The organism is Proteus sp. Marseille-Q3619 (assembly GCF_965283115.1).
This window is the reverse complement of record NZ_CBDIMP010000001.1, coordinates 1,486,806-1,511,207: the sequence shown is the minus strand read 5'-3', so window position 1 is coordinate 1,511,207 and position 24,402 is coordinate 1,486,806. Positions and strand designations below refer to the sequence as shown.

The 24,402-nt window shown below is 37.7% G+C and carries 22 protein-coding genes; 9 read left to right on the top strand and 13 right to left on the bottom strand.

The window, feature by feature from the left end; translation table 11 throughout:
- Positions 1–15 precede the first annotated feature (15 nt).
- From ACWPWK_RS06890 to ACWPWK_RS06840, 11 genes are all read right to left on the bottom strand, one after another.
- Positions 16–1,512, bottom strand: coding sequence for a PP2C family serine/threonine-protein phosphatase (locus ACWPWK_RS06890; RefSeq protein ID WP_109372997.1), 1,497 nt, complete (start codon positions 1,510–1,512; stop codon positions 16–18).
- Complete coding sequence (locus tag ACWPWK_RS06885; protein ID WP_109372998.1) at positions 1,512–2,552, bottom strand: TerY-C metal binding domain-containing protein; 1,041 nt, start codon at positions 2,550–2,552, stop codon at positions 1,512–1,514. Before ACWPWK_RS06885 ends, ACWPWK_RS06890 begins: the two co-directional genes overlap by 1 nt.
- 105 nt (positions 2,553–2,657) lie before the next feature.
- Entirely contained in the window at positions 2,658–3,296 is a 639-nt protein-coding gene (locus tag ACWPWK_RS06880; protein WP_075672662.1) for a vWA domain-containing protein, read from the bottom strand.
- Positions 3,296–3,937 carry a TerD family protein gene (locus ACWPWK_RS06875; RefSeq protein ID WP_109372999.1) on the bottom strand — a complete coding sequence of 214 codons (642 nt, stop codon included), beginning with the start codon at positions 3,935–3,937 and terminating at the stop codon, positions 3,296–3,298. The genes ACWPWK_RS06880 and ACWPWK_RS06875 overlap by 1 nt, the downstream gene beginning before the upstream one ends.
- Before the next feature lie 17 nt (positions 3,938–3,954).
- Positions 3,955–4,593, bottom strand: coding sequence for a vWA domain-containing protein (locus tag ACWPWK_RS06870; RefSeq protein WP_109373000.1), 639 nt, complete (start codon positions 4,591–4,593; stop codon positions 3,955–3,957).
- 508 nt (positions 4,594–5,101) lie between these two features.
- Entirely contained in the window at positions 5,102–5,602 is a 501-nt protein-coding gene (locus ACWPWK_RS06865) for a tellurium resistance protein TerW (protein WP_454208581.1), read from the bottom strand.
- 284 nt (positions 5,603–5,886) lie between these two features.
- A complete protein-coding gene (locus tag ACWPWK_RS06860) occupies positions 5,887–6,831 on the bottom strand; it encodes an HpcH/HpaI aldolase/citrate lyase family protein (RefSeq protein WP_109373002.1) in 945 nt (314 codons plus the stop codon).
- Entirely contained in the window at positions 6,831–7,907 is a 1,077-nt protein-coding gene (locus ACWPWK_RS06855) for a cysteine protease StiP family protein (protein ID WP_109373003.1), read from the bottom strand. Before ACWPWK_RS06855 ends, ACWPWK_RS06860 begins: the two co-directional genes overlap by 1 nt.
- Positions 7,908–7,909: 2 nt before the next feature.
- Positions 7,910–8,680, bottom strand: coding sequence for an HAD family hydrolase (locus tag ACWPWK_RS06850; protein WP_109373004.1), 771 nt, complete (start codon positions 8,678–8,680; stop codon positions 7,910–7,912).
- Positions 8,673–9,809 (bottom strand): phosphoribosyltransferase domain-containing protein, encoded by a 1,137-nt coding sequence (locus ACWPWK_RS06845; RefSeq protein ID WP_196564179.1) that lies wholly within the window; start codon positions 9,807–9,809, stop codon positions 8,673–8,675. The genes ACWPWK_RS06850 and ACWPWK_RS06845 overlap by 8 nt, the downstream gene beginning before the upstream one ends.
- 14 nt (positions 9,810–9,823) lie before the next feature.
- Positions 9,824–10,891, bottom strand: coding sequence for an ATP-grasp domain-containing protein (locus tag ACWPWK_RS06840; protein WP_109373006.1), 1,068 nt, complete (start codon positions 10,889–10,891; stop codon positions 9,824–9,826).
- A gap of 324 nt (positions 10,892–11,215) precedes the next feature.
- Here ACWPWK_RS06840 and ACWPWK_RS06835 point away from each other — a divergent pair, with 324 nt between their 5' ends.
- The 6 genes from ACWPWK_RS06835 to ACWPWK_RS06810 all read left to right on the top strand — a co-directional run bounded on the left by ACWPWK_RS06835 (position 11,216) and on the right by ACWPWK_RS06810 (position 15,798).
- Entirely contained in the window at positions 11,216–11,800 is a 585-nt protein-coding gene (locus ACWPWK_RS06835) for a TerD family protein (RefSeq protein ID WP_109373007.1), read from the top strand.
- On the top strand, positions 11,801–12,955 hold the full coding sequence (locus ACWPWK_RS06830) for a TerD family protein (RefSeq protein ID WP_109373008.1): 1,155 nt from the start codon (positions 11,801–11,803) through the stop codon (positions 12,953–12,955).
- A gap of 25 nt (positions 12,956–12,980) precedes the next feature.
- Positions 12,981–13,436 carry a tellurite resistance TerB family protein gene (locus ACWPWK_RS06825; RefSeq protein ID WP_109373009.1) on the top strand — a complete coding sequence of 152 codons (456 nt, stop codon included), beginning with the start codon at positions 12,981–12,983 and terminating at the stop codon, positions 13,434–13,436.
- 34 nt (positions 13,437–13,470) lie between these two features.
- Entirely contained in the window at positions 13,471–14,511 is a 1,041-nt protein-coding gene (locus ACWPWK_RS06820) for a TerC/Alx family metal homeostasis membrane protein (RefSeq protein ID WP_109373010.1), read from the top strand.
- Positions 14,512–14,564: 53 nt separating this feature from the next.
- Positions 14,565–15,143 carry a TerD family protein gene (locus ACWPWK_RS06815; RefSeq protein ID WP_100158820.1) on the top strand — a complete coding sequence of 193 codons (579 nt, stop codon included), beginning with the start codon at positions 14,565–14,567 and terminating at the stop codon, positions 15,141–15,143.
- Positions 15,144–15,222: 79 nt separating this feature from the next.
- Positions 15,223–15,798 (top strand): TerD family protein, encoded by a 576-nt coding sequence (locus tag ACWPWK_RS06810; protein ID WP_109373011.1) that lies wholly within the window; start codon positions 15,223–15,225, stop codon positions 15,796–15,798.
- A 90-nt stretch (positions 15,799–15,888) separates the two neighbouring features.
- On the opposite strand, the gene ACWPWK_RS06805 is transcribed toward ACWPWK_RS06810, so the two are convergent.
- Positions 15,889–16,563 (bottom strand): HAD family hydrolase, encoded by a 675-nt coding sequence (locus ACWPWK_RS06805; RefSeq protein WP_109373012.1) that lies wholly within the window; start codon positions 16,561–16,563, stop codon positions 15,889–15,891.
- A gap of 417 nt (positions 16,564–16,980) precedes the next feature.
- Here ACWPWK_RS06805 and ACWPWK_RS06800 point away from each other — a divergent pair, with 417 nt between their 5' ends.
- From ACWPWK_RS06800 to ACWPWK_RS06790, 3 genes are all read left to right on the top strand, one after another.
- Entirely contained in the window at positions 16,981–18,507 is a 1,527-nt protein-coding gene (locus tag ACWPWK_RS06800; RefSeq protein WP_109373013.1) for a methyl-accepting chemotaxis protein, read from the top strand.
- Positions 18,508–18,774: 267 nt separating this feature from the next.
- Positions 18,775–20,304 carry a methyl-accepting chemotaxis protein gene (locus tag ACWPWK_RS06795; protein ID WP_109373014.1) on the top strand — a complete coding sequence of 510 codons (1,530 nt, stop codon included), beginning with the start codon at positions 18,775–18,777 and terminating at the stop codon, positions 20,302–20,304.
- A 215-nt stretch (positions 20,305–20,519) separates the two neighbouring features.
- A complete protein-coding gene (locus ACWPWK_RS06790) occupies positions 20,520–21,413 on the top strand; it encodes a LysR family transcriptional regulator (RefSeq protein ID WP_198795410.1) in 894 nt (297 codons plus the stop codon).
- 63 nt (positions 21,414–21,476) lie between these two features.
- On the opposite strand, the gene ACWPWK_RS06785 is transcribed toward ACWPWK_RS06790, so the two are convergent.
- The gene (locus ACWPWK_RS06785; RefSeq protein ID WP_109373016.1) at positions 21,477–23,762 is read right to left on the bottom strand and encodes an FdhF/YdeP family oxidoreductase; all 2,286 of its coding nucleotides are present in this window, start codon (positions 23,760–23,762) and stop codon (positions 21,477–21,479) included.
- Between the last annotated feature and the right edge of the window lie 640 nt (positions 23,763–24,402).

Below are 24,402 nucleotides of genomic sequence, written 5' to 3'. Positions count from 1 at the left end.
TTCTCTCTTTTATGATTACCAAGCTACAACCAGAGTGCGGTCATCGTGATTGCCTGCTGAAAAGAAATTCAGCCATTCAGCCAATGCGCTAGCTGCATTTTCAGGAGAGGCTAAACAAGGCGATATTTCATCAATGAGTGCAGCCCATTTATTGGGATCTTGTAAGCCATTATCCGTTTCAAATACGGGATCGGACACTCCGTCAGTCATTAAAATAAGATGTGAAATTTCTTTCCACTTACCAATAATAATGCGTCGATTAAATTCAGCATCGTTGAGCGCACTATCATCAAGAAAACGGGTTTGTCCTGCATATTCACCACTATCAGGAATACCTAAAATACGCACTTTTCCGGCAGGGCCATAAGCGGCAATCGCACCATCTCCCATCCAAAATGAGGCAGCAAATAACTCATCATTGATACGCAAAGAAACCGTGGCTAATAACGTTGTTGAAAATGATTTTACGGGTTCATTAATATGAATCGCTTCATTTTTGAGGTTATTAATCGCTAATTGGGCGGCATTACGAAAGAGTTGTGCAAAGAAGCTTCCTACTTGATTAATGGCGCTGTTGTCATTCCATTGATGGATGGTTTCAAGATGAGGTTTAATTGCTTCATTTTCCAAACTTAATTGTGATTTTAAATAATGGCTGACCGTATTGATAGCAATGAGTGAGCCTTCGCGAGAATAGCGAGCACTGCCTGCACCATCAGCGACAATTAAAATATTCCATTGGCTTTGGTTATCGTGGTGAATATAAAAATCATCATCACGGAATGTGCCTGCATGTTCATGAGAACGTCCACGACGGCTTGCTCCTACAATTCGAATGTCTTCTTCAAGAATAAGTTGGCTATCGATGTGGGCTTTGGGATAAAGGCTATCAGCGGGAGGTTCATTGATTTGCCATAAGCTACGCGGATCAGGATTGATGATTAATAAGACTTTATCTTGATAACGAATAGCATTAACAGACCAATGGACAACCAATGTAAAATTGCCACTTTTTGTTGGCATTCCTACTAAGCAGCAACTTTCATGATCAAAGGTTATTCCAACTCCTTCAGGGACATCAACCGCTTCAATTTCGGCAATTTCGAGGGTATTTAGCTCGATACTGAGCGTAGAATTGAATGCAGTGCCTACTTTTGCATTAGAAAGGGTAATTTTTGCCGTAGGGCGATGAATAATCGGTTTTTCTGTTGGCATTGGTGATGAGTGTGTTGGAATTTGACCTGGCTTTAATGGACACTCTTCTGGTAATGATGTTTCTTCAGCAGCTAAATTGCGAGCTGGTGGCAATAACAGAAGAATAGGGGGGATTTTGTCTTGTGGTGTTATTTTTTCTGCCGCTTTAGTATTGATTTTATCAATAATAAAATCAATGTATTGAGCGATTTCCACATCTTCATACAACGCAATAACGAGCTCTTCATGAACAGGAATGCGATGTTGTGTCAGCGTGTCATCAATAATCAGTTTTGTGAGTAGGGCTTTTTTATCCATTAGCCTTTACCTCGTGTGACATCAAAGTCAGATTGGTTGCTGTTATCACCAAAGGTGATGTTGTTATCACACCAAGGGCAAACAACGCTTTCAGGGCCATTCACACAAAGTAATTTACCACATTGGCAAACGGCAAAAGCAGTAGCATTGCCACAATAAGGGCAGCCAGGTGTACCATGAAGTTCGCTGGTGTTAACTTGATATGCCGTGGCACTGAGATCACTCCATGTAAAGTAATCTTCATTTAAGGTGTAGCAACCCGTTAAGTTAAAACCATTAAGATTGAGGTTAAAATCGAGCCCTGAAGCTTTCATTGGCGGACGTTCATATTTCATTAAATAAGGTGAACGTGTGTGGCTACAACGCCCGACAAAAGTGACACAAGACTCATCATAGGCACGAGCAACATCATCTTTCGCAAGACGAACAATATACTCTGTTTGATTTAAAAGTGGCGGCGGCTCTTCGCCAACACTTCGGCTATGAGAAACCACTGACATCGTTATCCATTTAATGAAACGAGTAAAATCGCCTTCTTGTGCTTCGGTAAATAACAGCACGTTTTCAGTTAATTGCGACAGCACATGTAAGTCTGCACTTAAGCCTAACCCAATCGCAATTAAGTTAACTTTGTTGGCGTAGTGAGCTTTCCAGCGCTTGATCTCTTGCGCGTAATCATCAGTAGGTCTGCCGTCAGTTAAAAGGTAAACGACAGGTTTCCAATCGCCTTTTTGCTCAAGTGTGGTTTTTCTTACTTGTGTGTCGATTTGGTGAGAAAGTTCTCGTAAGGCGCTGCCTAATGAAGTGCCTCCGCCTAAAGGAAGTTGAGGAGGATAAAAAGAGACGACTTCAGTGAGTGGAACAATCGTTTTTGCAACGCCAGCAAAGGCGATAACAGAAATACAAGCCGTTTCAAGGGCGTGCGGATCTCGTCTCAGATCGTTAATAATAGTTGTTAGACCGTCATTCATCTTTTTTAGGTTTTCACCGACCATTGATTCTGAACAATCTAAAACAAAGAAAATGGGTAGCCTTCTCATTGTTATACCTTATCACTTTATCGTGGCTGTTATGTATTGTGATGGATAAATCAAAGCCTGAATAAAATAAAAGCAAAGCCTTTTGGAGCGCTTTGCTTTTGTAGATCACAGTACCAGTTGGATTTCAGGAGGTGGTGGCGGTAGGGTGTCTTTATCCGTATTCACTCCTGCACTTGAACTGCCGGATGCGACACTGGCAGAAACCCATTTAAAAAAGCCAGAGAAGGCATTGGAGTCTAGCGTTTCTAAAGCTACCACTTGAGATGTAAGCTCTTTAAGGTGATCGTGTTTGGCTTTAGGGCCAACAGCACAAGCGATGATCGAACCAAATGAACGCTTTTTCACTTCTTTAATCGCTTCACCATAGGCGTAAGCATCAGACGGTGTGCCATCCGTCATTAAAAAAACGAGAGGACGCCAGTCACCTTTTTGGTCACCATCGGAACGTTTAATATCACGATCGACACACTTGATTAAACATTCCAGCGCAGCACCCGTGAAAGTACCGCCAGAGCTAGGTACGGTGATATCTGAGAATTGGAAATCTTCTAATGCAGTTAATGGGATAAATTCACGAGCCTCGTTATCATAGGTAATGATAGAGATATGCACGCTTTCTAATGCGTAAGGATCTTGTCTCAATGCATTAAGCATTGTTTGTATCCCAACGTTAACCGCATGAATAGATTCACCTCTCATTGATCCTGAAGTATCAATCAGCAGGTAAACGGGAAGTCTTCTCATTAGGCGAAATCCTTTAAGTAAGAAATAAAGCTATCTGAACTTGAAGGCTCACCAATGGCGTTCAGTTTCCAGCCATTATCTTCTCTGACTAATTCAGCAAACAGCATTGAACGTTGGTTGTTGAAGGCTTCGCCTCCAGATAAATCAAAACGAGCCATTTCTACATTTTTCGCATCAACAGCGCGGATAAAGGCGTTTTGTACTTTACCAAAATGTTGTTGTCGTTCTCGACCATTGTAAATCTGAACAATAAAGACAATTTTGGTAAATTTAGGATCAAGTGTGTTTAATTTCACGATGATCTGTTCATCATCGCCATCACCTGCGCCTGTTCGGTTATCACCCGTTAGCCAAATTTGTCCTGATTTGTGTTGTAGGCTATTAAAGAAAATAATATCGCCATTAACGAGAGAAGGTTGCCCACCTTCAATTTGTCCTAAATCGTTTACTTTGCCATTTTCACCACATAAGAAGGCAATAACATCTAAATCGTATTCTTCGCTTTTTTTACCAAAAAGCCCACCAAGGAATCCGCGTTTTTCTTCGTTGATATCCCAGCCTAAACCGATAGTGACAGAGGAAAGGTCATATTCATTTTTCTTTAAACTAACACCTTGTCCTTTTTTTAAACTAATAGACATATTCATTCCTTTTTTATTTAAAGTACAACGTTAACCTCAGGAGGTGGCGGTGGTAAGTCATCAAGATCACTAATATCTTTCTTAGTTAAATCGACTTTTTGACTACCGACAGAAATACTAGCTGAAACCCACTTAAAGAATGACTTAATGGTATTGGAGTCCGCAGTATCTAGCTGTAATACAATTTCAGTGATATTTTTTAGTACATCAGTTTGTGCTGATTGTCCTGCTGCACACGCAATAACAACGTCAGTGCGTGCCGCTTTAAATTTCTCAACGCCTTTTTTCCAATCGTCTGTGGGGGCACCATCTGTCATCACAAAAACTAACGGACGCCAATCTCCTTTTGTTTCAGTTGTAGTTTTTTGTACTTCTTTTTCAATACGACTAGAAACTAAAGTGAGCGCAGAACCTAATGCTGTTGTTCCACTTGCGACTAAATCAGGTACTTTAAAATTGATTAAATCAGTGAGTGGCACAACCTGTTGTGCGGTTGAGTCAAAGGTGATGATAGAAATATAAGCAGTTTCTAATGCGTAAGGATCTTGGCGTAGTGTTGATAAAAGCATTTCAACGCCATTTTTTACTGCTGCAATAGGCTCTCCATACATGGAAGTCGATGTATCAAGCAAAAGGTAAACTGGCAATCTTCTCATGCATTTATCCTGTGAGTGAGATAGAAATAAGCGATTAATATACTAACCGACTCATGAAGGTGTTCAATTGAGATTATGCTTAGTTTAATTAAATTAGAGACAAAACGCAGTGATGATTGTCCAATATTATTAATCTGAATGAAGATAGTATGAAAAGTAAAATAAAAGAGGAATTAGCCTGTTTGTCACCCTTAAATTGAGTGATGGAGAGATTTTCTTTTATTAAAGAAAATATATTTATTGAATTCTCTTAATAAGAGTAATGCTAAATGAATGACTAATAGTGATTAGGTATAAATACTCTTTTTATTAAAAAAACAATAATTATAAAAGTCAATAAATTCAAAGCATTAATTAATTGGTGTTTTTTTGTTTTTAAAGTGATTTAAAATAAAGAAAGAGTGTAATGAAATATATAAAATAAGTCTATTAGATAACTGTTTCTATATATTTTCTGTTTTGTTATTTTTTATAAAATAACTTGATACCGAAGTATCAAGTTACTTTTTTATTTAATTCGAATTCTTTTTTCTTTTTCTTTCTCTGCTATTTCAGCGAGTGTTGATTGAATTAAATTTTCAATATAGTGATCAACTAATAATTCAACAGCTTCACTACGTGTAGAATTATTTAAATAAGATAATCTATCAATCTTGCGTAATGCTGACATTTTTAATGAAAGTGAAACAGATTTCTTCTTATCTTTATCGAGATAAACTCGGCTTGTCATTCCATTGTGGCGTAGATCTTCGCTGGCGGATAATGCCTCACGCATACGGCGTAACGCCTTACTATCGAGTTGACCTCGTTCAGTCATTTGATATGCACGAGAGGCTTTGCTGTATTTTATTTCAGCACCATAAGAATCTCTTATCTCTTTTAATACGCGAGTTAACGTAGGCTCTGAGCATTCAAGAGCAGAAATAATCTTAATGGTTGGAACCTTTTTTCCTGAGCTTAAAAGGGTTGCCAGTGTAAAGACTCTGACCTGACGAGTGCTTAATTGCATGCTTAGTTACCACTTGTTTTGTCATTGGTGTGTTAAAATATTCAGCAATAATTTCTATTATTCTTGTTCTCTGTTGACAAGGATAAATAAAATAAGCTTCCTATTAAATGTAGTATAAATTAATAACTGAAATAAAAAAAATACACTTTTTTAAATAAAAAGATTCACGTTATTCTTATAAGTTCTAGTTAAAGATAACATGCTTTAACTAGAAACTTATAAATCGAAATCAATATAAGATAATTATTTTATCTTATCGAATTCATCACCAGTTATAGAGTATTTTATGTTGCGTTAAAACGTTGAGCATTATTTTGTTGGTTAGGAATAATGCCATAAATTTTAGCTCTGGTTAAAATACTCAATGCCCAGCGACGATGTGTTGCTGGTTCACACATTGCACCTTGTGATTTAAAGACGGCTTGTGTTGAATTTAAAATACGTAATGCATCTGAATGATCGGATTGAGACACCATGAGAGCTTGTTCAATTTTATGAATTTGCTTTGGATGGATCGCTGTTTTACCTACAAGGCCATTAGCAATATCAAGCGCCAGCTCTTTATCCATAATATGGTGATCATCAATATGCTCACAAACAGGTGCTGTGAGGGCAAATTGGCGAGCACCAAAGACAGCAACTAACATTTTTATCACGTAACCCATTGGGCCATCATAAAGTGTTAATTGGCGATTACGTCTAAGAGAAATGACATTCATTAAATCATTACCACCAATACGTAATGCAATAATTCTGTTATGGCAAGGGTGAGTCAGTAGGTGGTTTGCAAGCTCTGTCATTTGAATAACATCAAACACTTCTTCTGTTTCAAGTGTTGGCATCATACATAAATGCGTATTTTCAATAATATTCCACCAAATTGGCAGAGAAACTTGTGTGAACTTAGGCAAAACAAGCCCATCGATGGCACTGACATCAAGATTTTCAGTGATCCATTGACCCATTTCAGTGTGGCGAGGGCGAATAAACAGCAGTGGCCAATGGCTACAATCGCTGTTTTTTTTGTGCTCTGCTAAGGTATTTAATAAGGCTGCCAAGTTTTCTAATGCAACAGGAATATCTGCATCACTCACGGCATCTTCTAAACAGATAATTAAAGAGCGTAACCCTTCAATTTTCTGGTTGATGATTGTGGGTGCGATATCTGTTCGTGTCGCGGGCATATAAAGCGTTGCCCCTAAATTCCATGGGGATAATCGTTCAATCATTATTTCACCTTTTTAATGATAGTCACTGCACGATATTGACCAAGCGCTTGCCCTGTTTCAATAACAGCAATATTTTTTTCCTGCGCAAGATAAACCAGTAACGCGACATCAGGATCGGTTATTTCTCTCACAAGAACATGATCAGGTACACGGCGTAAAACAGCGCGTGTGGCTTCAGCAATACCGGGTTTTATACGATTGATATTTGAAATATCATATTTGTTTGCAAGTGAACTAACGACGTTTTCGCTCAGCTTTTTTAAGTCTGATTGTTGTTCTTTAAATGTAGCTAGTGGAATATCGTTATCGATTAATGCATCAACGACTTTTCCAACAGTATCAACAAGGTAACGACTGCATTCATACTGTTTTAAATGTTGGCAATCCACAAAACCGTGAAAGCCTTCTTCAGTCCAAATTGAACGTGAAATTAATCCTGAAACAGGCGCTCCCATGATCCCAAATGGGATAAGCCAATCTTCATCGCTGGCACTTAACCATGCACAGCCACAAGGATCAGCAAGGACGACAAGACGAGGCTGAGCTGGATAGCCTTTTCGCCCGGATAACGAACGAATAAGTTCACCTGTAATAGCGCCTTTTCCTGTCCATCCATCGACAAACACAATACCTTCTGTACCGTGGCGTTGTTCTATCCATGAAAGCGCTTCGCTATCAATGCCTCTATCTCGAATAATACTAATGCCGTAGTGATAAGAGGTTTTTCCCATTTTACGTAATGTTTGTTGCAACATGACACCTAAAGGAACACCTGCACGAACAAGGCTTGTCAAGATAATTGGGGTATCACCAAAGCGTTCAATCAGTGATTTAGCCAACATTATGACTTCAGTTGCTAAGCGTGTAGCACCTGTTTCTAGCGCTTTTTCAAAGAGATCTAGATGCCATGTTGTTGGCTCTGGCTCTTGACTTAGCATGTCAGAATAGTGGCGCTTACCCGATTGTATCAGCTCTTCTTTTAACTCAACGGGCGTCATTTCGATATTAACCGGTTGAAGTAAGAAATCGACATCTCCTGATACATAAGAGCCAGAAAAAGGCTTATGATCCATCATGTTTATTCTCCAAAAATTTTTGTGTTGATCACATCCGCAAATTGGCTTTGACGAGGAAGTCCATACCAACTACATAATTTCATAAAGCGATGATCACTTAGGCTGTCACCGAGTCCAATCACAGGAAAAACACCACGCTTAGCTTTTAATTTATTGAGCAAATAGGTGGCAGCTTTGCCTTTTTCGATAGGCTCAGGTAACCAAGCAATATTGTTGCTGTTACGATGAATATAAAAACCTTCAGTTGAGAATGTTTTTTCTATCTCATCACCTATGGTGTATAGCTCGTCTAATCGGGTGCTATCGTTATGCTTCATGACTAAATAAATAGGCAAATCACCGTATTCATAGTTAATTCGCGCCCAACCATCAATATTTCGTTCCGCCATTAATTGCGTGATTGATTGTTGCAGAGTCAATAAACGCTGTGTATATGGTGCTAAGCTCTGAGTGATGTGGTTTTGCCATTGTGTATCAGCATTGCCTTCTGGCGTTAATATCACCGCACCATGTGTAGTAATCGCCCAAGAATGAAAAGGAATGGTGACTCGGCTAATCTCTTCTGTTCCACGAGCAGTAACAGGAATTAAATCCGCGTGCTCTAACATCCAATCTACAAGCATGGCCTGCTCTTGAGTCATAAAGCTACGGGGTTCTAAGCTTCTATCTAGCGCGCCAGTCTTATAGGGTTCTAGTGCTAATTCATCCACCATCTTACGACGTGTTTGAAATAGTGTGTCATCGAGATCAGTTAAAATAACGGGCTTAGTCATAACTAATTACCTCAACAATAGGTGCAACTTTATTGAGGGCTTCAATCAGTTGGCTATCAATGCTTTCAGCTGGTGTTTCACAACAAAGCAAAATGCGATCAAATTGTTGATGCGCCACGTTATAGACGAAGTTAGGAATACCTAAACCATAATTATCAGTAAATGTGATCGTTGATTGAATGGCAAAATTAGTTGAAATAGGTGAACGCGTTGTCGAACTATATTTTACGATAGCACCTTGTTTTTCAAGACGTTCAGCTAATAAAAACGGCTCCCAAACAAATTCTCCCGATCCTAAAACAAGGATTTTTTCACCTAAAGAAGCATTAATGGATAAACCCAGATCGCTTGCGGGTATTGTCATCCCTAATCGACCCCAGCTCTGTTTACCAGTGATAGCAACTTGCCCTGATGCAGTGATATTAACATTAGGCATAATAGGTAAAGGCGCATTTGGATCGGCATCCCATTGCCACTTTCCTTGAACTAAAGAGAGGGTTTTAATCGGTAATGGGGAGCGCTCAGCGATAGAATCGCCACTCCAATCGGTTAAGGTTACTGCTATAACCTGCTCAATATGGATTAATCCACCTTCTTCACGTAGTGCTGAAAGCAGGTTGATAAAGGTATTACCCGTAGTCGCTTCATCATCAATTAATACAACGGTTTTTGCTTTTTGTACCCACTGGCGTTGCTCTGCTGTTGTAGGTAAATAGAGTAAGTGATCAGTCGCGTGGCTGTGATTTTCTTTAAATTCACACAGTAACTCACCTTTATCAACAGGATGACGTGTTGATGTTAAATAAATGGCTTGTTGATAGCGATTTCTCACTTCATCAAAAATGCCAGCACCTAAACCCACCGCAGTTTCTGCCATACCAATAAACAGTACAGGACCTTCAAGTGAGTCAGGAAATTGACGGGCAAGTTTTTGGTAGGTTTCACGCATTTTTTTCGGTGAAACAGGAATATGACGACCTAATACTTTACTGACAAATAGAAATGCACGCTTAGGATTGCGTCTTTCTGCAATATCAAATAATTCATCAAGTAACTCAATAGAACAATTTGGCGTCACACTTAATGTGCCACAAGAAAGAAGGCGACGATAAACGGATGAGTCACTCATACTATTTTCCATTATTAATTATTATCCGTACTGATTAAGTTTGTTAACGCTGAATTGAAAACAATAGAATCGGTGATTGAGCGTATTTTTGTTGGTGTAAAATGGTTATTTTGGGCTTCAGCTTCTTCAATAGTTATTAATCCTAATTGGCGTAAAGCAAAAATACCTGCAAGATTAATTCCACAATGTTGGGTATAACCAATACCACCAGAGGGGCGCATATTAATTTCAAGTAAGAGTGGGCGGCCTTGATGATTATTTCGAGTTTGCACATTCACAAGACCATCGGCTTTCATCGCCGTTGCGCACGCTTTACCTAATTCATAAGCCTCGCCTGAGATTTCTAGATGTTGTATTGCACCCTCTTTGCGTCGAGCTACAGCTGCAATAACATCACCTTGTTCAACCACCATATCAACAGAGTATTCAGGGCCAGGCAAATAAGGCATTAAGACTAAAGGTTCAAAATGTTCAACCGCCTTTAATGCATCAAGATATTGTTGAGGATTGACTTGACGATTTTCTGGGTGATTAAACAGTGCTATCGGTGAAACTTGATTATCAAAGCGCCAAAAACCCATACCATAAATCCCTTTTACAGGTTTAATGCATAAAGGTATTTCGCCAAAAGGAGGCTCTTTTATATGCGTTTCTAATTCATCGATAGATTCAATGTAAATAGAAGGTACTGCTGGAAGCCCACATTGTTCCATCGCTTGTGCAAATGCAACTTTATTATCAGCTAACTGAAGCTGTTCAAGTTGTGTGGCCCCAGTTGTTAATTTTACCCCAAATGACTCAATTTCTTGGCGGTGTAATTCAAACCATGCGCTATTACGACCGGTGTGAATGGCACTGACTTGATGCTGTCTCACAACATCATCGATAAATTGTAAGCGTAATGTCTCTTCAAGAGGTTCATAAAAAGCCCCATCAGCAAGCGATAAAATCTCATTTCGTGTATGACGATGAGATGCTAGCACAAAGATCTCTTGGTGCTGCTGTTTTGCAAAGTCTTTAACACTTTGAATTATATCGCGTTGTGATGATAAACCTTCCATAAACCAAATTGTGTTATTCATTACTCTGTATACCGTGAAATAAAAGTGTAGGGTTCAATGCCTATAATCATGAAGATTTCGAAGAACTGTGTCAATCATAATATGATTTATTTGAGTTGATTTTTAAATTAGATTGTTTAGCAAGTTATTATTATGATTTTCTTGTGTTTTTAACATTTTTTTACAATAAAAATATCATTAATATCAATAAATTGACAAAACTTTAAGTTTAAGTGAGAAAAATAGTCTTGCTCGTGTACTTCATCATGATATGATGATTTTCATGATATGGAATTAATCACAAATGGCGTTATTGTTTCACTCTACCTCTGAAGGAATTTAATTATGGTTTCATTAAGCAAGAATCAAACAGTTTCTCTCAGTAAACAAGTACCTACACTGAGTCACTTAATGTTTGGTTTGGGCTGGGATCCGATTAAGAAAAAAGGATTATTAGGCGGTCTTTTTGGTGGTGGTGGTTCTATCGATTTAGATGCAAGTTGCGTATTACTTGACGCAAGTGGTAATCAAATCGATACCATTTGGTTTAGAAAATTAAAATCAAGTTGTCAGTCGGTTATTCACTCTGGTGATAACTTAACGGGTGACGGTGATGGCGATGATGAAACAATTTTCGTTGATTTAAACCGTTTACCAACAAATGTTGAATACTTGGTATTTACAGTAAATAGTTTCCGTGGACAAACATTTAATGAAGTTGAAAACGCATTCTGCCGAGTTGTTGATAAAACAACGAATAAAGAGCTGGTGCGTTATACCTTAACAGAGCAAGGCTCTCATACAGGTATCGTGATTGCTTCTTTACAACGTAATCATGGTCAATGGGATTTCACTGCGTTTGGTGCGCCTTGTAAAGGCCGTGTTATTAATGACATGATGCCTGATATTGTGGCTACGGTGGTGCGATAAATGAATATGACTCCAGGTGGGAACGTACCTGTTCCTAATCAAACATTAATCATTAGAATTCAATCAGGTGCACCAGTTGATGTGTCTGCTTTTAGACTTTATGCGTCAGGTAAAGTGAATGGCGACACCGATATGGTGTTTTATGGACAGACAGCTAATGATGATCGCACCGTTATTTATGCGACAGCAGGAAACAGCACATCTTTCACGGTGGATCTAACGCGTTTACGTCCAGATGTTGAAAAAATTGCGTTTACGGCGACTTGTGAAGGTCAACAAACTATCGCAAATTTACAACGATTATCAATTCAAGTTGATGCTAATAACGAAGTTGTGGCGAACGGTAATGTTGATATTAACGGCCGCCCTGAAGCGGCATTAATTTTAGGTGAATTGTATCTTCGTAATGGTAGTTGGAAGTTCCGTTTTATCGCTCAAGGATTTAACGGTGGTTTAAAGCCATTAGCTGAACATTTTGGTGTTGATATTGCAGACTCTGCACCAGCACCAGCACCAGCACCGGCGCCAGCGCCAAGTTCGGTGAACTTAAGTAAGGTTTCTTTAACTAAAGAAAAACCGGCAATTAGCCTAACGAAGAAAGATGACTTCGGTAAAATTCGGATCAACCTTGATTGGCATCGTGAAAGCAAAAGTGGGGGTTCTGGGTTATTAGGTGGATTGTTCGGTGGCAATAAAGGTATCGATTTAGATATCGGTGCTTTTGTTGAACTTCAGCAAGGACATAAGTCCGTTATTCAAGCATTAGGAAACGGGTTTGGTGATTTCAATCGTATTCCTTATGTTGAATTGCAAGGCGATGATCGTACTGGCGATGTTGCTGGTGGTGAATGGATCTTTGTGAATGGACGTGAATGGAAAAATATCAAGCAAGTGCTGATTTTCGCGTTTATTTATGAAGGTGTACCGAATTGGAGCAAAACAGATGGTGTTGTCACCATTCATGTACCAGAACAACCTCCTATCGAAACCCGTTTAACTGACGGTAATAATGGTCGCAATATGTGTGCGATTGCACGACTCGTTAATGAGAATGGTTCGATAAAAGTTGAACGTCTCAATGAGTTTTTTAAAGGTCACCGTGATATGGATAATGCCTACGGGTGGGGATTTCGCTGGACAGCGGGTTCTAAGTGATCAAGTTGATATAAGGAAAAATAGCATGAGTTTTTTTAACAAATTAAAAGATGGTTTTAATTCAGGTCGCTCTGAGTTAGCAAAGCAAGTTGGTCGCTTTAAAAACAAAAAATTTATGCAAGGCACTGTTGCTGTTTGCGCACGTATTGCCATTGCCAGCGGTGGAGTGAGTTCTGAAGAAAAACAGAAGATGCTCGGTTTTTTAAAAGCATCGGATGAACTTAAAGTTTTTGATACTTCTGAAGTTATCGAATTCTTTAATAAGCTAATCCTGAGTTTCGAATTCGATACTGAAGTCGGTAAAGGCGAAACCATGAAGTATATTCTGGCAATGAAAGATCAGCCAGAAGCTGCGCAATTAGCTATTCGTGTCGGTATTGCTGTTGCGAAAAGTGATGGTGATTTTGACAATGATGAAAAAGAAGCTGTGCGCGCTATTGCCATTGCATTAGGCTTTGAGCCCGCAGAATTTGGTTTGTAATTAATTTAATATAGGGAACCGTTTAGGAATTATTATGGTATCCACACATATTGGTTTTCCGACAGAAACTGTCATTGTCTTTGTTGTACTTGCGATTGGCGCTATTTTTATCGACTTATTTATGCATCGCTCAGATAAGCCGATAACATTAAAGAATGCCATATTTTGGTCTATATTCTGGGTTGCTATTGCAATGGCATTCGCAGGATTCCTTTATATTCACCATGGTGCAGAGGTTGCGAGCTTATTCGTAACAGGTTATGCGCTAGAGAAAGTGCTTTCGGTTGATAACTTGTTTGTCATGATGGCGATTTTCTCTTGGTTTGCAGTGCCTGATCGCTTCCGTCACCGCGTTCTTTATTGGGGTATCATCGGTGCTATTGTTTTCCGTGGGATCTTTGTTGCCATAGGTACAGGACTGTTAAGTTTAGGACCATATGTTGAGATAGTATTTGCCTTAATCGTGGCTTGGACGGCAGTTATGATGCTGAAAAGCGGTGATGATAGTGAAGAAATTGAAGACTATTCGCAGCATCTAGCTTATCGCTTAGTAAAACGATTTTTCCCTATATGGCCAAAAATCACTGGACATGCATTCTTACTAACACAAAAAGAAGTTGATGTAGAGTTAGCGAAACCTGAAAACAAAGATATTACTATCGGTCGTGGTACAAAAGCTGCGCTATATGCAACGCCACTGATGCTGTGTGTGGCAGTCGTAGAGCTTTCTGATGTGATGTTTGCTTTCGACTCGGTTCCCGCTATTATCGCAGTAAGCCGTGAACCTTTAATTGTATATAGTGCAATGATGTTCGCAATTTTAGGCTTACGTACGCTTTACTTCGTGTTAGAAGCGTTAAAACAGTATCTCGTTTACCTTGAAAAAGCGGTTATTGTGTTGTTGTTCTTTATTGCTGTAAAACTGGGTCTAAATGCAACAGATCATATTTGGCAACATGGATACAGCATCTCCGCGACAACCAGCCTATTTGTTGTGCTTGGTGTTCTTGCTCTGGGTATTATTGCAAGTTTCTTATTCCCAGAGAAAAAGGATAATGAAGGTAAGTCAGAATAATTAGTATTCTTGAGAAATCAGAATATCAAAAACTAAATTAAAGAGGTTAAAAAATGAGCGTTTCTCTTTCTAAAGGTGGTAATGTCTCTCTGAGCAAAGCAGCCCCAACGATGAAAAACGTCCTTGTCGGACTTGGTTGGGATGCCCGTTCTACAGATGGTCAAGATTTTGACTTAGATGCATCTGTATTTCTGTTAGCGGCTAATGGAAAAGTACGTAGCGATGCCGATTTCATTTTTTATAACAACTTAAGATCTGCTGATGGCTCTGTTGTTCACACGGGTGACAACCGTACTGGTGAAGGCGATGGTGATGATGAAGCGCTGAAAATCAAATTAGACATGATCCCAAATGATGTCGATAAGGTTATCTTCGTTGTGACTATCCATGATGCACAAGCTCGTCGCCAAAGCTTTGGCCAAGTATCAGGTGCATTTATTCGTTTAGTCAATGATGACAACCAAATTGAAGTTGCTCGTTATGACTTAACGGAAGATGCATCAACAGAAACAGCAATGTTATTTGGTGAGCTATATCGCCATAACTCGGAGTGGAAATTCCGCGCTGTTGGTCAAGGTTATGCGGGTGGTTTAGGTTCAGTTTGTGCTCAATACGGTATTAATGCCTCTTGATAGTGGATTTATAAGACACTAACCGCTGGCAGTCATAAGATGTGATTGCCAGTTTATTCAATAAAGTAGGAGCTTTGATATGGCAGTTTCCCTTGTTAAAGGCGGTAATGTTTCTCTGACTAAAGAAGCACCAACAATGTCGGTTGCTATGGTTGGTCTAGGATGGGATGCCCGCGTGACTGATGGCGCAGAGTTCGATTTAGATGCGTCAGTGTTCATGGTAGGTGAAGATGGAAAAGTACTTTCAGACGCAAGTTTTATCTTCTTTAATAACAAAGTGAGTCAATGTGGAAGCGTTGAACACCAAGGAGATAACCGTACTGGGGAAGGCGATGGTGATGATGAGCAAGTAAAAATCACCCTATCAAAAGTCCCTGCTGAAGTGAAAAAATTGGTATTCGCAGTCACTATTTATGATGCTGAGAATCGTAAACAAAACTTCGGTATGGTGAGCAACAGTTTTATGCGCGTTTTCAATAACGACAATAATACTGAAATTGCACGCTTTGATCTTTCTGAAGATGCATCTACAGAAACTGCAATGATCTTTGGTGAGTTATATCGCCATGGTACAGAGTGGAAATTTAAAGCTGTAGGTCAAGGTTTTGCGGGTGGTTTAGGTGCATTAGCATCACAACACGGCGTGAATATCTAATCTCTACACTATTAGTACATATAGTACATAGTGCATAGTAAAAACCCTCGTTAATCGAGGGTTTTTTTGTGCTCAATTTTGTGGGTAAGATTATTTTTTTGTTTCTATCTTTATGGGTGATTTTTTCGATTTACTTTTACCTGTATGAAAGTGGCGCCAATGAGGATCTTGCGCTGCAAAAAGCAGTTCATGATCACCACGAGAATCACCCCAAGCTCTTAAATGATATTGAGTGAGATCCCCATAAACACTTTCTAACCGCTTAATTTTTTCACCACAGCGACAGTTATTACCAATAATTTTCCCCGTTAATACACCTTCAACAACTTCGAGCGTTGTACCAATTAATTTAATACCTAAGCGATCAGCAAAGGGTTGTAATACCATTGCTGGTGATGCTGAACAAATGGTGACTTCAGCGTGACTGTTCACCTCTTCAGCAACGGCTAATAAACCGGTAGGGCGCATTAGTTTAGCCCAGTAAAGTTGGCAGAAGGCTTCGGCTTTTTCTTTTAACCATTTCTCATCAATGTTGGTTAAAAAGGTTTTAATAAGTACTTCCTTTAATTCATCACGAGTGAGTTTGCGTCTAAAGCAACGTAATGTGGGCAATACCATCTTAATCAAACGGCGTGAAAATTTACGTTTACCAAAAGCAAACTTTAAAAAAGGAATAAAACTGTCGTGATAGGTTAGCGTGCCATCAAAATCAAACACTGATAATGTTTTTACGGTGTTTTTTGAGTTTTCAAACTGAGGTTGCATAAAAAGTTAAGCTCCGTAAATCATCAGAGTTTTTTAAGGTCATGGCGCATATTATATCATCGTTCTCAAAATGAGATAGTACGGTTGTTACTTATTGAAAATAAAACTATTTATACTTTTATGAATAATAGAGTGTAGGAGTAATCGATGAAAAGCATCAGCAGATATTGGCTACCCAATAAAGTAATGCGTGATTGATAAAAAATAGCGTATTTATTATTAACATTATTGGTTGCATTATTTTATAAAATAAGAATAAAGTGTGATTTATTTAAAATATGATTAGTGGTTATTTATAGAATAAAAATTTTTAAATAAAAATTATTAACTTATATGTATCAACGATAATTAAATAAAAAAATAACTTCGTCGATAAAAAATAAAGTTTATCGATATGTACATATAGGTATTTTTATTATGAGTATTAAACAAAGTGCTAAAATAGGCACATCTTTACTGTTATTAATTTTTATTTTATCCTCTGCATTATCTACATTTTTCATCTATAAAATGAAAAATAATTTTACTCAAGTTGAAGTATTATTGACACGTTACACCGATGTTTTGATGGCGCGTTATCAATTAGCGATTATGCGTTCTAATGTGAATTTTCTGATACAAGATACCGCCGAAACAAATGCTAAAGATGCTGAAATTATTGAGAAAAACAAAAAAATTGCGGTAAGTGCTAAACATGCAATGGATATATGGGTAAAAGAAAAGAAAGTCACAGTAGAAGCACAAAAAAGTGCAGATGAAATAGCAAAGTTATTTTATAGCCTAATTGATAGACTCTTGATTGCGTCAAATGGCTCAGAAGCAATACATATAAAGGATACAGAGTTTGCCAATGATTTTGATAGATTAAATAATTTATTTGATAACTATGTTTCTGTTAAAGCCAAAAATAGTGTTGGGCTCAGAAATAGACAAGATACGATGGTTCAGCTTTCTATTTATTCCACTCTCATATCCTTATTAATTCTATCCGTTATTTTATACTTTGTTATTCGTTGGATAAACAAAACTTTTATTTATAACCTTAATACGTTATCTAATGTGTTAAATAAAGTTGGTAAAGGGGAATTAGTTTTCGATTTACCTAAAATGAAAAAAGATGAATTTGGTGAGTTATTTTCACATGTGAGTGATATGCAAAAAGCGTTAACTTCTACCATTCTTACCGTAAAAAGAGAAACGTTAGAGATAAAACGAGGGGCTTCTGAAATTGCATCAGGTAATCAGGAGCTCTCTGCTCGTACTGAAGAGCAAGCTAGTGCATTACAACAAACCGCAGCCAGTATGGAAGAGATTAAAACCGCAGTAGCCAATAACACCGAAAATACTCAAGAAGCCAATGAGATTATTAATCAATCCAATGACATCGTTATAGATGGTGCTAGTGTAATGAAAGAAGCTATCTCATCGATGAAAAAAATAGAGCAAGGCGCGTTAAAAGTGGGTGAGATTAACGACGTGATTAATAATCTTGCGAGTCAAACGAATATTTTAGCGCTAAATGCAGCAGTAGAAGCGGCGAGAGCAGGGGAACAAGGGCGAGGTTTTACCGTTGTTGCGGCTGAAGTAAGAAATTTAGCAGCCAAAAGTGCAGATGCTGCAAAAGAGATCAGCCAGATATTAAAAGCATCTATAAAAGATGTCGCAGAAGGAACCGCTCTCGTTAATAAAACGGGAAAACATATGCAAGAGATCGTTTCTTCAATTACAAAAGTAAATAATATTATGCAAGGGATAAGTCTCGCTTCTGAAGAGCAACGGATTGGTATTGAACAAATTGCGGTGGCGATTAATCAGATGGATACGGTTGTGCAACAAAACGCCTCTTTAGTGGATCAAGGCGCATCTTCAACGATGATGTTAGACGAAAAAGCGCAGGTATTGATGGATAATGTAGCGGTATTTCAGATTGAGGAATCGATGTAATAACGATTAAAACAGCTCACTTTGAATTATTGTATTGAAGTGCGCTGTTTTATTTTTAACTTATTAATAACACTAAAATATTATTTCATTGTGATATATTATCAAAGTTAAAATATGAATATCAGTATAAAAAACTAGTCGTAATCATTGATTGAAAACTGTAATAAGTGTTTGTATCGATAATTCTGATTAATAAGTAAATAAAATCTATTTCGTGCCGATAAATGAGTACATTTGTATCACTTTATTACCGGGGTGGATTATTTCATGAGTATTGAAAGATCAGCTAAAGTAGGTTCTATCATATTATTAGCCATTTTCTTATTATCATCTGTATTGTCGTCATTTTTTATTTATAGAATGCAAGAGAACTTCGCATCATTGGATTCTTTGAATACCAGATTGAATAGTGTTCAAGAAGCAAGGTATGAATTAGCGACCATTCGTTCTCACGTCAACTACCTAATGTTGTTGAAAACAATGACGGATGAGAATAAGCAAGAAACAATTAAATCACTTGTTGCTGAAGCGAAAGAGTTGGCGACAAAATCAAAAGCGACTATCGCACATTGGGTAGGCGTGAAGAAGATAAGTCCTGACGCTCAACGTAATTCAGAACAACTATCAGTGTTATTCTATTATCTTCTAGATGAACTTATTGCACCTATCGATACGCTAGATTACACAGAATCAAACCTCTCTGGTGACTTTAATCGTTTATCTGATCTCTTTGATGAATATCTTATGATCACTAAAGCTGTGAATGATGATATTAAAACACAGCAAGCTTGGATGGTTCATCTTTCTATTTATACCTCGATTATTGCGTTAGCCATTATCCTTTCTCTGCTTTATACGGTTATTCGTTGGATAAACAAAACTTTTATCTTCAATCTCAATACATTGTCTTCGATTTTACAAAAAGTGGGGGAGGGAGATTTAAGTTTCACTCTACCTAAGAAACGAAATGATGAGTTTGGAACTTTGTTCTCTAATGTAGGGGATATGCAAACTTCGCTAACATCGACTATTCAACTTGTTAAAGAAGAAGCGCTAGAGATCAAAAAAGGTTCGGCAGAAATTGCTTCTGGCAACCAAGATCTCTCTTCTCGTACTGAGGAGCAAGCAAGTGCTTTACAACAAACAGCAGCAAGTATGGAAGAGATAAAAATCGCAGTAGTGAATAATACGGATAATGCGATTTTAGCAAACTCCATTACCGCAGAAACACGCGATTTAGCGATTGATGGTTCTAACATTATGAATGATGCGATTAACTCAATGAAGAAAATTGAGGTAGGAACATTAAAAGTTGCTGAAATCAATGATGTGGTTAATAACATAGCAAGCCAAACCAATATTCTGGCATTAAACGCAGCCGTTGAAGCGGCGCGTGCAGGTGAGCAAGGCCGTGGATTTACTGTTGTTGCAACAGAAGTGAGAAATTTAGCAGCAAGAAGTGCAGATGCTGCGCGTGAAATTAATCAAATTATCAGAGAATCCGTTGCTGATGTGGCTCATGGCCGTGAGTTAGTTAATAAAACGGGTGAGCATATGCAAGAGATAGTCTCTTCTATTACTAAAGTCAGCGATATTATGCAGGGCATTAGTATTGCATCAGAAGAGCAAAAAGTCGGGATCGAACAAATTGCTGTCGCAATTAACCAAATGGATTCTGTTGTACAGCAAAATGCGGCCTTGGTTGAACAAGGTGCAACATCAACAATGATCTTAGATGAGAAAGCACAAAACTTAACGGATAAAGTTTCAGTCTTTCAAATTAAAGAACAATATTAATCCGTTAAGTTAGTCTGTTAATATTGTATTCAAAACAAGCTCACTCTGAGTGTAAAACTCAAGTGAGCTTTATTATTTAAAATACTTTTGCTCTTTTCTTCTTATTATCTCATTGATAAAAGGCTGGTAGATAAACAGAACTACGCGTATCGTTTATCTTATAATATAAAAAGAAGACTTTTTCTATTCACCTGCTTATCACGAGGTTATCGCATATCGACATAAAACAGTTATTTTATTTAATTGCATTAGATAAAACTCAACATTTTGGTCAAGCGGCTGAAATGTGTCATGTTACGCAACCCACTTTATCTATGCGATTACGTAATTTAGAAAAAGAGCTTGATGTAGTGCTTATTAAGCGAAGTTCTCGTTTTGAAGGATTCACGGAAGAAGGCGAGAAAATTTTAAAATGGGCGAAAACAATGGAATCTGCTTATGATGGATTACAAGCAGAAGCAGCTAGTTTTCGGCAACAGTTATTGGGTCAATTGCGTATAGGTATTGTGCCATTAACCAATTTGAATTCGATGCAAATGTTGCAGAAAATATCATCTGTTTTTCCTGAAATTCGCTTTCAAGTTATGTCTAGTAATAGTGAGAAGATCATCGATTGCCTTAATAGCAATAGTCTTGATATTGGTATCTGTTATTTAGAGAAAGCGAATGCTCAACAACATGAAATTTATGCGTTAAAGCAAACAGCATTGGGGCTTTTATTTCATCGTAATCACTTTATGCCTTCGGCAAAAACGATTTCATGGGATGAAGCTGTTAAATTGCCATTGGCACTACTTAATAAAGAAAATCATTTTAGACAATCGGTTGATCTGGCATTCCAGCGCTATAATTTGCACCCAAAAGTATTAGTTGAAAGTAGTTCTACACTTCATCTTATGCAATCAGTCGATGCAGGATTTTGTGCCTCTATCGTTCCTCTTTCAAAAGGAATAGAAAAACTAAGTCAACATCTTGATGTTGTTCCTATTGCTGATGCCACAATAAATTCTCCTCTTGGTATTATTATTCGGCGAGAAGAGCCTCGCTCAATACTTATTGAAAAATGCTTTACTGAAATGCGTAATTATTTAGTTGATATGAGTTTGTAGATAAAAATAAAAGCTGAGCCTAAAAATAGACCCAGCTTTTTATTTTTTAGTTGAATTAAAACATTAGGCAACTTGCATTTTTTGAGCGTAAATTCTAACGGGGGTCGCTTTATATGAAGGTGTTCCACTTTCTTTATCAATATAGTCCAGTGGAATAAGAACATTAGCTTCAGGGTAATAAGCTGCAACAGTACCCGGTGCAATACTAAATGAAACAACAGTAATATCATTAAGCTGTAGCTTTCTATTTTGACTTACGGTTTCAATAGTCACTTTATCGCCTTCTTTTAAACCTCTTGCGATTAAATCAACCTCACTCATAAAGAGCACATCACGTCTACCGAAAATACCACGATAGCGGTCATCTAATGCATAAATTGTTGTATTATATTGGTCATGACTACGTATAGTGACTAGGCGTAATATATCTTCTCCAGCGACAGGTTCATTCTCGTTAACTCCGTCAAAAACAGAAAACATCGCTTTGCCTGTTGGGGTATCCCATACTCTATCCACCGCAGGAAGTGGCATACGAAATCCACCAGGTACTCGAATGCGTTGATTATAGTTATCAAAACCTGGGATCGTTTTTTCAATCATGTCACGAATAAGTTCATAACTTTCAGTAAATCTCATCCAAGGCGTTTTGCTATTAGATAACGTAGTGGCAGCCATTTCAGCAACAATAGCGGGTTCTGATTTTAGCAAGGGAGATGCGGGTGTTAATTTACCTGATGATGCATGTACCATCGACATAGAATCTTCAACGGTGATTGATTGGTGTCCTAATGCTTGTATATCGGATTCAGTACGACCTAAACAAGGTAAAATAAAGGTATTTTTAGCGGTTAATAAATGAGAGCGATTTAGTTTTGTTCCAATATGAACACTGAGATCCAATTTTCGCATTGCTGAAAAGGAAAGCTCTGGATCAGGCAATGCCACAGCAAAATTACCACCCAAGCAAATTAATGCTTTTGCTTTACCTTCAACCATTGCTTGCATGGCATTAACAGCATCATGACCATGTTTATAAGGTGGTTTGAAACCGAAGGTTTGTTCTATTTTTTGCAGAAATTCTGTAGAGGGTTTTTCAGTGATCCCTACAGTTCGATTACCTTGAACATTAGAGTGTCCGCGTAGTGGGCATATTCCTGCTCCTTTTTTACCGATATTGCCTTTCATTAATAATAAATCGGCAATTAAGCGAACATTTGCGGTTCCTTTATTATGTTGGGTAATACCCATACCATAAGTAATGATGGTGGCTGGTGAATTCGCATAGAGTCGCGCAACCTTTTCAAGGGAATCTTGTGATAGTCCACTTTCGCTTTCAATATCTTGCCAAGTCGTTTGATTTAGATCGTCAATAACGGCTTCAAATCCTTGAGTGTGTTCTGCAATAAAATCATGATCAAGAATATCGCCACGCTCATTATCCCATGTTAATAAGGTTTTCATTATGCCTTTTAAAGCCGCCGCATCACCTCCCGCCTTAACTTGATAGTAAGATGATGCAATATTGGTTGAGCTATAAGTTACCATCTCAATTACGTTTTGAGGATCTGTAAAGCGCTCTAATGCACGTTCTTTTAATGGGTTTAAGACGACAATGGGAACACCTCGGCGAGCCACTTCATGTAGTGTTCCCATCATTCTAGGGTGGTTGGTGCCGGGATTATGGCCGATAGCAATAATTAATTGTGTACTGTCGAAGTCATCCAAAGAAACTGTACCTTTACCGATGCCAATGGATTGCGGCAATCCTACGCTAGTGGGTTCGTGGCACATATTTGAACAGTCAGGAAAATTGTTAGTGCCATATTCTCTAGCAAAAAGCTGAAATAAATAGGCCGCTTCATTTGAGGCTCTACCTGATGTATAAAATTCCACACTATCTGGTGAAGGAATTTCTCTTAATAGTTCACCAATACGACTAAATGCATGATCCCAAGAGACAGAAATAAGTGTATCAGTAATAGGATCGTAAGAAAGTGGGTGGGTTAAACGACCGTAACCTTCAAGTTCAAAGTCTGATTTTTTCAGTAATTCTGTGACCGTATTCTGAGCTAGAAATTCAGGTGTGACTCTTTTTTTGGTTGCTTCCCAAGTTACGGCTTTGGCACCATTTTCACAAAATTGAAAAGTTGAGTGGTGCTCTTTATCAGGCCATGCACAACCTGGGCAATCAAAGCCATCAGGTTGATTGGTATTAAGCAATGTTTTAGGTGCAATAAATGCATCCATTTGAGTGCGTACCGCGATTGCCGTTGCTTTTAATGCTCCCCATCCTCCAGCGGGTCCGTTATACGGTTTTACTCCAGGAATAGGCAATTTATTTTTACTCATATATACATTCCTAAAACGTAATAATAATATTTGTTTATAAAAATATTGGCAGGTGAATATGAAAATTAAAATGGTTATATAATTAAATATATATTGATGTCTAAATTAAAGAATATATTTAAATTTATCAACATTAATGGTTAATAAGTATGTAATCCTGAAGTTATATAAACATACGAATTTTCTGTTGTTTAAAAAGTTAAAACAATGTGTCTTATTTGTCAACGAAGCTAACATTCTAAATAGTGCTTTATCGCTATATTTTAAGGCGTGATAGAGCATATCTATCGCTCAATAAAATCAATTTATTTGACTAACTGTTATAGGCTGGTTAAAAATATTAACACGTTAGTGAATATACACTCTGCAACTCTACATTTTTTAAAATGTACTTGTTAATCAATGTGGTGCAAATTTATTATCGATATATATTTAAATATATAAAATTGATTATTATTTCTATTTTTATTAGAAAAGATAAAGATGATTATATGAATAATATATAAATATAAATTAAATACTTTTATTTTTAATTTTCCAAAAATGGAATAAAGGTAATTGGTATTAATAATTAAAAATTAAGAATAATTTATTTGAGAAAAATAAAAATAGGAAAATAGAAATGAATAAATTTATGACA